At 52.3% G+C, this 13,181-nt stretch carries 7 protein-coding genes; 2 read left to right on the top strand and 5 right to left on the bottom strand.

The genetic code is table 11. The annotated features are described in order from the left end of the window. Positions 1 to 18: 18 nt before the first annotated feature. Complete coding sequence (locus tag EBA_RS08660; RefSeq protein WP_192374338.1) at positions 19 to 1,815, top strand: ABC transporter ATP-binding protein; 1,797 nt, start codon at positions 19 to 21, stop codon at positions 1,813 to 1,815. Further along, positions 1,815 to 2,645, top strand: coding sequence for a PHP domain-containing protein (locus tag EBA_RS08665; protein ID WP_192374339.1), 831 nt, complete (start codon positions 1,815 to 1,817; stop codon positions 2,643 to 2,645). Before EBA_RS08660 ends, EBA_RS08665 begins: the two co-directional genes overlap by 1 nt. Here EBA_RS08665 and EBA_RS08670 read toward each other — a convergent pair. From EBA_RS08670 to EBA_RS08690, 5 genes are read right to left on the bottom strand one after another with little or no spacing between them, the layout of a single operon-like run. Next, positions 2,642 to 5,500: an EAL domain-containing protein gene (locus EBA_RS08670; RefSeq protein WP_192374341.1), complete on the bottom strand. Its 2,859-nt coding sequence runs from the start codon at positions 5,498 to 5,500 to the stop codon at positions 2,642 to 2,644. The two genes, EBA_RS08665 and EBA_RS08670, sit on opposite strands and share 4 nt — an antisense overlap. 1 nt (position 5,501) lies before the next feature. Beyond that, positions 5,502 to 7,646, bottom strand: coding sequence for a two-component system response regulator (locus EBA_RS08675; protein ID WP_192374343.1), 2,145 nt, complete (start codon positions 7,644 to 7,646; stop codon positions 5,502 to 5,504). A gap of 2 nt (positions 7,647 to 7,648) precedes the next feature. Then, on the bottom strand, positions 7,649 to 10,390 hold the full coding sequence (locus EBA_RS08680) for a response regulator (protein ID WP_192374345.1): 2,742 nt from the start codon (positions 10,388 to 10,390) through the stop codon (positions 7,649 to 7,651). 33 nt (positions 10,391 to 10,423) lie between these two features. Continuing rightward, on the bottom strand, positions 10,424 to 11,056 hold the full coding sequence (locus EBA_RS08685) for a YfiR family protein (RefSeq protein WP_225616043.1): 633 nt from the start codon (positions 11,054 to 11,056) through the stop codon (positions 10,424 to 10,426). 43 nt (positions 11,057 to 11,099) lie between these two features. Continuing rightward, the gene (locus tag EBA_RS08690) at positions 11,100 to 13,181 is read right to left on the bottom strand and encodes a TonB-dependent receptor plug domain-containing protein (RefSeq protein ID WP_192374347.1); all 2,082 of its coding nucleotides are present in this window, start codon (positions 13,179 to 13,181) and stop codon (positions 11,100 to 11,102) included.

Here is a 13,181-nt window from a genome sequence, read left to right on the forward strand (position 1 = left end):
CGAATTTGTTTCATTACCTTGAATACATCAAACCGCGCGGCGCAAGCCGAATATTCCTGGCAGTACATATACCGCATCGCTCAGCAGCATAAAAAACAACTGATCAACGGCCATTTCGTCGCCATATTGGCAACTGTCGCCAGCGTGCCTGTGCCCTTACTGATGCCCTTATTGGTAGACGAGGTCTTGCTTAACCATCCGGGCGTGGTACTGCGGAGTCTCAATCCTTGGTTGCCGGGTGAGTGGCAGCAACCTGTTGTTTACATTGCCATTATTTTGCTGGCTAGCTTGGTGTTGCGCTTGTTTGCATTGGTATTAAACATCATTCAGACCCGGCAGTTTTCCAATATTGCCAAGGATGTGATCTTTCGTATCCGCGAAAGTTTAGTGAAGCATTTGCAACACATATCGATGTCCGAATATGAAAGCCTGGGCAGCGGCACGGTCAGTTCGCATATGGTCACCGATTTGGACACGCTGGATAATTTCATCGGCACCACTATCAGCAAACTGTTGGTGGCTGTATTGACGGTATTTGGTACCGCATTAATTTTACTGTGGATGCATTGGCAGTTGGGTTTATTCATTATCTTTCTAAACCCGCTGGTGATTTATCTGGCCAGGGCGGTTGGTTCCAGGGTTAAGGAACTCAAAGCCAACGAAAATAAAGCCTATGCGATCTTCCAACAAGCCTTGAGCGAAACCCTGGAAGCGATTCATCAAATCCGCGCTAGCAACCGCGAAGAGCACTATTGCCGGCAATTGATAGGCAGCGCGTTGGCGGTGAAAAATCACTCTACCATTTATGCCTGGAAAAGCGATGCGACGGTGCGTCTGAGCTTCTTGACTTTCTTATTCGGCTTTGACATTTTCCGGGCGACCGCGATGCTGATGGTGTTGTATTCCAACTTGAGCATAGGCGAGATGCTGGCGGTATTCGGTTATCTCTGGTTCATGATGGCGCCGGTGCAGGAGATATTAAGTATTCAGCAGTCCTTTTATGCTGCCAAGGCCGCGTTGGCTCGCGTCAATCAACTGACCCTGCTGCAGCGCGAACCCTACTATCCGCATTTGCAGAACCCTTTCTCCGGGCATAAAACCGTGTCGGTCAGCGTTAAAAACCTGCATTTTAGTTATAAGGACGAGCCGGTACTGAATGGTATTAATCTCACCATTCCCGCCGGCGAAAAAATCGCCTTGGTCGGTGCCAGCGGCGGCGGCAAGTCTACGCTAGCGCAAACCTTGATCGGTTTGTATCCGCCGGGTCGGGGCATGATTTATTTCGACGACGTGCCGCTGGATCGGATAGGCTTGGACGTGGTGCGCGAACACGTAGCGACAGTATTGCAACATCCCGCTTTGTTAAACGATACGATACGCGCTAACCTGACGTTGGGAAGAGAGATTGCCGATGCCGAGTTGTGGCACGCCTTGGAGATTGCGCAAATGAGGCTCACCGTCGAAGAACAGCCGCAGGGCTTGGATACCGTGGTAGGCCGGCAGGGTATGCGCTTATCCGGCGGCCAACGACAGCGGCTGGCAATAGCACGGATGATCGTTAGTCATCCGGCGGTGGTGATTCTCGACGAAGCCACCTCGGCGCTGGATAGCGAAACCGAGTTCAAACTACACCAAGCCTTGAATACTTTTCTGGAAGGCCGCACCACCATCATCATCGCCCATAGACTTAGCGCCGTGAAACAGGCCGATCATGTGTATGTCTTCGAACAAGGCCAGATTTGCGAACAAGGCAAACACGATACCTTGATCCAACAAAATGGCTTGTACGCCAAACTTTACGGTGATTACCAATAGTGTCGGAATTATACGATTTACATAGTCATTCCACTGCGTCCGATGGCGCTTTGTCGCCGACCGAGCTGGTGTTGCGCGCCAAACAGCATGGCGTTACCGCGCTGGCCCTGACCGATCACGATACCACCGCCGGTTTACAAGAAGCCGCCGAAGCCGCCGCGCAAGCGGGTATCCGTTTGATTCCCGGCATCGAATTGTCGGCCAGTTTTGAAAGCCATTGTCTGCATATCGTCGGATTAAATATCGATCCGCAGCATCCAGGCTTACTCGAGGGTATAGCCAAACAACAATTTATTCGCGATCAACGCGCGCAAAAAATTGCCGAAAAGCTGGCCAAGAAGGGCATAGCCGATGCCTACCCCACTTTAAGGCAAATCGCCGGTAACGGCGAAATCACTCGCCTGCATTTTGCCGACTTTCTGGTTAATCAAGGTATTGTTGAAACCCAGCAGGATGCATTTGATCGTTATTTGAGCAAGGGTAAATCGGCTTATGTGCCGACGGTTTGGGCCGGTCTGGCCGATTGTGTCGGCTGGATACGGGCGGCGGGCGGTGTGGCGGTGCTGGCGCATCCCTTACGCTACAAACTCAGCACCAAATGGATCAACAAAGCCTTGAGCGCTTTCAAGGCGGTGGGCGGAGAGGGCATAGAAGTAGTGACTGGCCGCGCCAGCATAGACGATATTCGCTTAAGTTATTTGCACGCCAGCAAGCATCAGTTGCATGCCTCTATGGGATCGGATTTTCATGCGCCGGGCAACCAATGGTTGGAGTTGGGACGGCTGGCGGCCCTGCCGGATGGCGCCACGCCGATTTGGCAATTATTTTAAACCGCCGATTTTAGGCTGTCGGGGGTAAACAGTAGGGCGAATTCGTCGGCGGGCAGCGGTTGATTCCAATAAAAGCCTTGGCCTTTACTACAGCCGAGTTGCTCGAGTCTGTCGACTTGTTCCCGGGTTTCCACCCCCTCTGCCACTGTCAGCAGCCCCAGCGTATCGCCGAGTTGCACAATAGCCTGGACGATTGCGCTATCTTCGGCCTTACCCGAACTTAGATCCCGAATAAAGGACTGGTCGATTTTTAGCTTATTGACCGCAAATCGCTTCAGATAGCTGAGCGAGGAATAGCCGGTACCAAAATCGTCGATGGCAAAACTGATGCCCAAGGCCCGCAATTGGGCAATGGTGTTGATCACCACCTTGGTGTCGAACATCAGCACCGATTCGGTTATTTCCAGCTCTAAATAGTGCGGTTCCAGGCCGGATTCAGCCAGCGCTGTTTGCACCGATTCCAGTAAGTTGCCGCGTTTAAACTGCAAGGCCGAGATATTGACGGTGACCAGCAGTTTCATGCCGGCATCATGCCAGAGCTTATTTTGCCTGCAGGCTTCGCGCAAGACCCAGTCACCTATCGGTACGATCATGCCATTGTCTTCGGCGATGGGTATGAACTTGGCTGGCGGAATCATCGGGCTGTTTTCCGGTTGCCAGCGCAGCAAGGCTTCCGCGCCGATCACGACGTTGTTGCGTATGGAATATTGCGGTTGATAGTGCAGCCGAAATTCGTTGCGCTTCAAGGCCGTGCGTAGACCGTTCTCGATAGCCATCCGTTCTATCGACGCCAGATTCATATCGTTGGAAAAGAAGCGGAAGGTATTGCGGCCTTCGTTTTTCGCCGAATACATCGCGGTGTCGGCTTTGTTGAGCAAGCTGTGAAAGTTTAAACCGTCATTGGGATACAAACTGACGCCTATGCTGAATGAGGTGCAGACGGTGACGCCTTCGATAGAAAAAGGTTGAGTCAGTTGATCGAGAATTTTCAGTACGATTTGCGTGACGGCTTCAATGTCGGGAATATCGGTGAGGATAATAATGAATTCGTCGCCGCCTTGCCGGCAAACCGTGTCCACTTCCCGTACGCATTGCACCAGGCGCTCGGCAATACCTTGTAGCAAGCGGTCGCCGACATCGTGGCCCATCGTGTCGTTAATGTTTTTAAAATGATCCAGGTCTAAAAACAGCAAACCGACCAGCGTGGTGTTGCGTACGGCATGGGCCATGGCTTGATCGAAGCGGTCGCGTAATAAGCTGCGATTGGGCAGGTTGGTGAGGGGATCGTGACGCGCCATATATTCGATTTGCGCTTCGGCGGCCTTGCGTTCGGTAATGTCCGAAAAAATGCCGATGTAATGGCTGATCACGCCCTGTGCATTGTACATCGCCGAAACACCCAGCCACGCCGGATAAGATTCACCGTTCTTGCGGGTATCCCAGATTTCGCCTTGCCAGTAGCCGTTTTCGTGCAATGCCTGCCAGATGCGTTGATAGTGACCGTGTTCGAGATGGCTCGCATCCAGGAGCGACGGGGTTTGTTGCAGGACTTCCTCTGCTCTGTAGCCGGTGATATTGGTGTAGGCTTGATTGCTGGAGACGATACGGGTTTCCGGATCGCATAGGAAAATGGCTTCGCCACTGTTTTCGAACACCTTGGCCAGCAGATTCAGGCGCTCGGCCGCCATTTTGCTGTCGGTGATGTCGGTATGAGTACCCAGCATCCGCACCGGCTGATTATTGGCGTCGCGCTCGACGATGCTGCCGATCGATAATACCCATTTCCAGCTGTCGTCCGCACAGCGCTGCCGGTATTCGAGACGATATTCATCCAGTTCGGCGGCTATGTAGCGCTGGTAAGTATCGATAACTCGCTGCCGGTCGTCCGGATGCAAGCGGTTTACCCAGCAACCGATGCTAGCGTCGAAATCCGTCGGATCGTAGCCGAGCATTCCGGCATACTCGGCATTGATGATCATCGCGCCGGTTTGCGGATTAAGATCGTAAAAGCCTTGCTTGGCTGCCTGCATGGACAGCCGTAAGCGTTCTTCGCTATCGGCCAGCGCTTGTTGCGTACTGCGCATGTCGGTAATGTCGTGCGCCAAGCCGTTCACCGCCACCACGCGTTGCTGATCGTCGAACATCGGTGATTCATTAAGGTTCAGTAAGCGCAGACTGCCGTCTTTACAGCGCACTTCCACTTCGTAGTTGGGTGGTTTGCTTCCAGCCAGGCATCGTTCGGTGTACATCCGGGCGATCTGATTGATTGGATTGTCGGTGGTAATATCGAAGCAATCGCGGCGCAATTCGTCGGGTGTGTAGCCGAGGATATGTTCCACTGAAGGGCCCAGATAGGTAAAAATACGGTTGGCATCGTGGGAATACAGAAAGTATTCGTTACCGATGTTTTCCACCAAGTCGCGGAAGCGTTGTTCGCTTTGTTTGAGTAAGCTTTGTTGTTCGATCAGACTTTGCGTGGTGCGATGCGCACGCAATACATAGCTGATTCGGTGTGGTAGCAGCGGCCATTGGATGGGTTTGCCGATAAAATCGGTGGCGCCCAGTCGAAATGCCTCTTCCACCGCTTGTGCGTCTTCGATGGCTGTCATCATCACAATCGGCACGCTCTTGTCGCTGGCCGCGCGCATGTTTTTTAAGCAACTGAAGCCGTCCATCTCCGGCATCATGACGTCGAGCAATACCAGATCCGGCGCTGCGGCGATAAATTGTTCCAGTCCCGCCACGCCGTTTTCTGTTTCGATCAATTCGTAGTTGTCAGCTTGTAAGACTTGCCTGAGCAGCAGGCGGATCATCGGGTCGTCATCGACTACCAGGATACGCGGTTTGGCAGTCATATCAGGCTTTGTCGGCAAACAGGTGTTGTGAGTTAAAGGCGCGAACAAACGCCGCGAACTCCTCTGCGGGCATAGGCTTGTTATACAAAAAGCCTTGAACTACTTCGCAACCGCTATCCAGCAGGAAATTGGCCTGATCTTCATTCTCCACGCCTTCCGCGACCACATCCAGCGACAACGCGTCGGCCAGGGCCAGTATCGCAGCGGTAATAGCCATATCGTCTTCATTGTGCGGTAGATCGCGAACGAAGCAATGATCGACTTTCAATTCGGAAATAGGTAGTTTTTTTAAATAAGACAAAGACGAATAACCGGTGCCGAAATCGTCGATACTGATTTTGACACCCAGGGCTTGTAGTTCGCCTAACGTCACTAAGGCGTCGTCGATGTGGTCCAACAAAATGGTTTCGGTCAGTTCCAGCCTCAGGTATCGCGGTTCAAGACCGATGTGGGTCAAGACTTCGCGGACCTGACGGCCAAAGCCGTACTGTCTAAATTGGGTGGCGGATACGTTAACCGCCATGATCAGTCCGTGACAAAGTCCTGACTGCTGCCAGTCCATAGTTTGCCGACTCGCGTTTTCCAGCACCCAGTCGCTGATTTGAGCGATCAAGCCGGAATCCTCGGCAATCGGAATAAATTGCGAGGGCCCTATCAAACCCAATTCCGGGTGTTGCCAGCGAATCAAGGCTTCACAGCCCACTACTTGTTGGTGGCGGATATTGATTTTGGCTTGATAGTAAAGCTGTAATTCGTCGCGTTCGATGGCCCGGCGTAGGCTGTTTTCCATGGCCAGTTTATGAAACGCGGCGACATTTAACGATTTACTGAAAAACTGGTAGTTGTTATGGCCGTGTTCGCTGGCGTGATTCATGGCGAACTCGCCGTTTTTGATGAAACTGTCTTCGTCCTGGCCATCGCCGGGGTAGATGGCGATGCCGATATTGATGCCTAGGAATAATTCGGTGTTATCCACCGGAAAAGCCTGCTGCATGGCATGAAAAATACGTTTAGCGACTTTGACGCTATCGCGCGCGTCCTCAATATGATTCAGCAACACGGTAAATTCGTTACCGCCCAACCGGGAAACGGTCATTTCAGATAAATCGTAATCGGCGTTGATAGCGATGTAGTCGCACTCCCGAACTTCGGTCAGTAAGCGCTCGGCGAACATTTTCAACACCTGATCGCCGATTTTCGGGCCTAGCGTCTCGTTTATGCGTTTGAAACGATCAATGCCGATAAATAAAGTCGATATTACTCTGCCGTAGCGCGTGCAATAGGAAATGGCTTGCGACAGAATTTCCTTGAACAGCGTCCGGTTGGGCAGGCCGGTTAACGGATCGTAGTAAGATAAAAACCGCACCCGTTCTTCGATGTGGCGGCGTTCGGTAATATCCTGCACCGTGCCGTGAATATGGCTTACCAAGTTGTTTTCGACGACGGGCTCGCCTTGAATATGCACCACGTGGTTAGCCCCATCGTGATGGCAAATCGGTAATTCCAGGCGAAAGCTGCGCTGGTTTTTTACGCAAAGATCGATGGCTTGTTGCAGCTTGCCGACTTCGGAAGGCGGCACGGATTTAAACAAGTCGCGGCATTTATGTTCAAACAATGGCCGATTGGTACCCAGGATGTTGAATACTTCTTCCGACCATTGCATGCGGTCGTCGGCGACAGACCAGTGCCAACTGCCTAGTTGCGCAATTTTTTGCGCTTTGCGCAGTTCCGCTTCGCTTCTTGCCAATTTGTCTAAGGTGGCAACCGAACGCAGCAAGTAGCGTAAGCGGTGCGGCAGAGTCGGCCAGTTGAGCGGTTTAGGGATAAAATCGGTAGCGCCCAATTGAAAGGCACGATTCACCGATTCCAGGTCGTCCATGCCGGTCAGCATCACCACGGGCAAGAGGGCGTTGCCGGGTATGTCTTTGATCGTTTGTAAGCAGTCGAACCCATTGATGTCCGGCAACATAACGTCTAGTAATACCAAATTCGGTCGTTTGCTAGCCGCCAGTGCCAAGCCTTGTTTGCCGTTAGCCACACAAATTACATCGAACTCTTCTTTTTGCAGAATTTCTTGCAACATCAGACGCACCATATCGTCGTCGTCTATTGCCAAAATCAGGCTGCGTGCAGGTAATCGTTCCATTATCAAGATTTGAGTTGCGAAAGGCGCTGGAGAATTTCTTTATATTCTGTTTGCAGGCTTTCGGCAACTTGGCTATCAAATTGCAAAGTATTGTCCCGCGCTGCATTTTCGAGCAAACGTGCCAGTTCAGCCAATTTCAGTGCACCAATGTTGGCGGCGGCCGATTTTAAGCTATGCGCGGCATGCCGCACACTTTCCCTATTACGTTCGTGCAGGGCGGTGCGGAGTGTCGCGATATATTGCTTGGCATTGGTGCGAAATAAGGCCAACACTTCCTCGATAAGCGCGTTGCCGCCAATTTCTCGCAGGGTGTTTAAGGAGGAAGGATCGAGCGTTACATTGGTCGGCATTATCTCGGGTAAGGAGGGATTGACTGTTGTTTTCGCTAGCGGGACTATCAATGCCTGGATTTTGTCTTGCAGGTTTTTTTGTAAAAAGGGTTTGCTGAGATAATCGTCCATGCCGACCAGCAAACAGCGTTCTCGGTCGCCTTCCATCGCATTGGCGGTCAGCGCAATAATCGGGGTTTTGGTTAATCCGCGACTGCGCTCCAAATCTCGGATGTATTGGGTTGCGGTATAACCATCCATGGCCGGCATCATGCAATCCATCAGGATCAGATCCACTGGCTCGCGGCTGATAATATCCAACACTTCCCGGCCGTTATTCGCCAGTATTAGCGTGTAGCCTAGCTGGCGTAGCATGGCGCTGCAAACTTTCTGGTTAACCGGGTTGTCCTCGGCCAACAGAATTTTAATCTTCGTGGACCTTGGGGCGAGGGCGTCGAGCGATTGCGGTTTTTGGGTAAGTAGTCCGAGCAAGGCGTCTTGTAGGGTGCGTCGGTGTAAGGGTTTATTGAGATACAGATCGCAGGCGCTGCTGCGAATTGTGGCCAATACGTCTTCGGCGTTGCTGGAGGTGACGATGACGATACGGATCCCGGCGTAGCGTTTGTCCCGGCGTATGCGTTGAGTCAATTCGGCACCGTTCATGCCCAGCATTTTCATGTCTAGCACGGCGATGTCGTAGAACAGACCTAAGCGAGCCGATTGATCGAGAATTTCCAGGGCATGGGCGCCATTTTTGGCGATGCGGGTACGCATGCCAAATTTGGTCATATGATTTTCCAGGATTTTCGCATTGGTGGCGTTGTCTTCGACCAGTAACACCTGTTTGCCTAGCAAACTAGTGCCTGGCACTGCGACGGGTAGGGCCTCGTAGGCTTTGCGTAGTGGGATGTGTAGCGTAAATGCCGAGCCACTGTTTTCTCGGCTTTGTACCTGGATATTACCGCCCATCAATTCGCTAAGTTCCTTGCTGATGGCCAAGCCCAGGCCGGTACCGCCGTATTTGCGGGTAGTGGAGCCGTCGGCCTGGCTGAAGGATTTAAACAAGCGGGTTTGGATGTCGGGCGTCATGCCGATGCCGGTATCGCTGATACAAAACTCCAAGCACATGCTGTCGGCCGACAGGCATCGATCAGGCGCGGCTAGATTGACATGCATCTTCACCGAACCGGCATCCGTAAATTTGATTGCATTGGATAATAAGTTGGTGAGTATTTGCCGCAAGCGATAAGGGTCGCCTCTTACATCGCGCGGCACGCGGCTATCGACACTGCAAGCCAGTTCGATGTTTTTACTGCTGGCAGGTTCGTAAAACAAAGCGGTGAGTTGGTCGGTGAGATTGGCTAAGTTAAAGTCGATCTCTTCAAGTTCCAGTTTGCCGGCTTCGATTTTTGAAAAATCCAGGATGTCGTTAATCACAGTCAGCAGCGCATCGGCAGAACTAAACACGGTTTCCGCATATTGACGTTGCGTGGTCTCCAGCTCGGTGCCCAACAGTAGTTCCGTCATGCCGAGCACACCGTTCATAGGTGTGCGGATTTCGTGACTCATGGTAGCCAGAAATTGCGACTTGGCGATATTCGCGGCCTGGGCATCGACCACGGCCTGACGCAGGTCGGCAGTGCGCAGATCAACTTCCTTCTCCAGATTGCCGCGTTGGTTTTCCAGCTCGGCATCGCGCTGTTGCACCCGTTCAATCATTTGATTGAAGCTTTTCACCAATTGGCCGATTTCATCCTTGCCTTCCCCTTGGGCACGCACCATGTAGTTGTTGTCCATGGACACCTGTTTGGCTAACGAGGATAAGCGTATCAGCGGCGCGGCTATTGATTCCGCCAGGCGTCGGCCGAAAAATACCGCCAGCATAAACGACACCACCATCGCCAAAAAAATTTGGCCCAGACTGATAATCACCATGCGCCACATAGGTTTTAAGTCGAGCTGCAATCGCAAGGTGCCTATCAGGTCACCGGCATCATCGGGTAAGGGGTTCAAAATTACTTGGCTAGCAATTTTAAGGCCCTGCTCGCGTTGCTGTTGTTCCGCATCGCTCACGGTTTGGGGAAAACTGTCCGGTGCGGCCTTGGCGGGATAATGCGCGAAAATTTCGCCGTCGTTTTTGTACAGTTGTGCGGAGATGATTTCGGATTTGCCGCGTAAGGTTGCGAGAATTTCGGTGCCGGTTTTGGTGTCGCCAAACAGCAGCGCAGCGTTGGCATTAAAACCGATCATTTTGCCGAGCGAACGCACTTCAGTTGACAGCTCCTGCCGTTCCTGCCAGATATGGGTCATGCTGGTGATCAATAACGTAAACAGCAAGGCCAATGCCAAGGTGATGGCTTGCAAACGTTGCAGCTTGTAGGTCATCGGCAGATTGGCGAGTTTGTCGCGGATCATGGACGGTGTCGCAAAGTCATCTGCATAATGGAATTATTTGCCGGCCACAATATTTTTAGCCAGCTTCAGCAGCTGGGCGCTGATCCGCGTGTTGCCGGCATTCGCGGATTCTAAATTGATTTCAAAACTAAGCCGATTGCCGTCTTGGATTAAGCCTATCGTGCCGCCTTGGTTGATAAATCCGGATTTGTCGCTGACGGTTACTATAGGCATGCCTTTTAAGTCATGTGCATAGTCGCCGGGATTGTCGGCGGCATCGATAAAGAGTAGATGGCAGGATTTTAGATCTTTCGCGGCGATATTGCGGACCACATCCAAGGGCTTACCGTTCACGGTTTTGCCCTCCAGCATCAACAAGTTGTCGCCGAAATCGGAATGACTGCTCAGACACAAAGTGTAACGATTCTGCGCGATTGCCGACTCGGGCCATTCGATAAACTTAAAGAAATTATATAAAAACGCCACTTTGACCGCCGCTTCGCTGGCGGCTTCGGCTAAGCAGAGTTGGCTGCTAAACAGCAAAGGGAGTATTAGCATCTTGCACAACACCGAGATCGGCGTGGAGAACACGGATGTTCGTCCTTGTGGGCCGGGCAATGCACCGCAGCCGCGGTCGCGGCGCGATCTGCATAGTTTCCCGTAGGCCTTATGCAAGATTTGGCTCATGTCAGACACCTGTGCTTTGCGGTATGCATAGTGTGGGTGTCGCCTAAAAATCCCAGCGCAAGGTGCCGTATACCTCACGTTGTACGGCTGTTGCGGTGGAAAAAAGATCCGAGCCATATTCGAAATGGCTGCTATTCAGCAAGTTGCGGCCAACCAAGGCCAGTTCGACGCCTGAGCCCATATCCCATGCCAGACGGGCATCCACATCTTGGTAGGCGCGTGGTTGCGAGCCGTTAGTTCCGAACGCGTCGGAATAGCGCCAATTCAGATCGAGCTTGAGTTGTGGCGAGAGCTGGTGCATAGACCAGAGCATGGCTTTGTGCGCCGGATAACTGTTGCCGGAGATGAGGGTGGTGTTGGCCGGTGCGGTAGGCGATACCCGAAAGCGCTCTTCCTCATGACTATAGCTGGCGCGTAGTTTCCAATCCTCGGTGGCCTGCCAGTCGACACTCAATTCACCGCCATAGATTTGCACATGGCCATAGTTGTTGTGATCCAGCGTCTGCAGCACATAGCCGTTGAATAGGTGAGAGGTGGGGGTCAAACTGGCATAGTCGTCGTAGTTGTAGTCATACAAGGCTACATCGATGCTGAGTTGGCGACTCAGCTGGCCGCGCCAGCCCAGTTCGAAACCGATCATTTTTTCGGCGGTGAGGTCTGGGTTGCCCGTCAAATTAAGCATCACCGCCGGATTGAGCGAACTAGCGGCGCCGCCGCCTATAGGTGGCCGCGTTTGCAGACCATAGGAAATATTCTGCTCAACCCAATTGGGTGTGCGCACCGAACGGGATACCGAGCCCCAGAACGAATGCTTTTCGTCGGGGGTCCATAATAAGCGGGCATTCGGTTGGACTTCGAACTGAGTAACCGGGTTGTGCTCCAGCTTGCTGCCTAGGGTCAAATGCCAACGATCAGGTACCAGCGTAATATCGTCCTGCCCGAATAGGCTGTAAATCCGATCGGTACGGTTGTTCGAGGTCATGAGGATCTGCGTGCTATCCTCGAATTTATTCAGATTGAAGCGGATGCCGCTACCCCAGACCAACATATGGCTGTCGTTCAACTTGTAATTGTGTTGAAAATCGACATCGATATTGTCGATTTGGTATTGGGAATCCAGATAGGGTGATTTGCGGCTATGCCTGTCCCAATACATACGCAATACGGTATTGGAATCCGCGCTTTGACGCTGTTCCCAGCGACCTTGAATATAATGGCCGGAGAATAACTGATCGGTTGGTAATGTCCGCGAATAAGGCGGTGCCAGCACCGGTGTTTGGTTGGCCGATACCGAGGGAAAACTTTGCATGGCTCCACCGCTTTCGCCGAGATAGGCATCGCCTTGCATAGTTAACTTGTTGGTAATGTCCACGGTCTTGTCATAACGAAAACCAACTTTACTCAGATCACCATCGTCGTCAGCGGATGTGGAGGCACCACGCGTTTTTGAATCGCCATAATCAGTGTGGCGACCGTAGACTTTTAAGTATGCATCGTCGCCAAGATCGGCACCGTAGCGCATGCCGCCGCCGTAGCGTTGGGTGCCGACATGGCTGGAAAGCAGGGCGCCTTGCGTGTCTTTGGCGGATTTGGTGATGATATTAATGACGCCGTTGACCGCGTTAGCGCCCCATAAACTGGCGCCGGGGCCGCGGATGACTTCGATGCGCTCGATGTCTTCCATCATCATGTCTTGCTGATCCCACCATACCCCGGAAAATAGCGGGTTATAGACGCTGCGGCCGTCCACCAAAACCAGTAATTTATTGGCGAATTGGCTGTTGAAGCCGCGCATGGACACTGCCCATTTATTACCGTCCACCTTGGCCACATGCATGCCCGGTACCACGCGCAGCGCTTCCGGAATGGTTGTAGCGCCGGTGCGGCGAATTTCATCGTTGCTCAATACATAAATTGCGGCGGGCACATGGTTGACATTGGTGGGGACTTTCATGACCGAGGTTACATCGAGATTCATCAATTGCTCGACGCTAAGGCTAGTCAAATCCTCTAAGTTTTCGTTTTCCGGCTCTTGATTGGCAGCTTGCAATGTGCCGTGTCCCAAGCACAAAATCGACCCTAGACAAATGGCCCAAGGATTTAGTCGGTAAAACGCCTTATTCAT

This window comes from Methylomonas albis, from assembly GCF_014850955.1.
GTDB classification, from domain to species: domain Bacteria; phylum Pseudomonadota; class Gammaproteobacteria; order Methylococcales; family Methylomonadaceae; genus Methylomonas; species Methylomonas albis.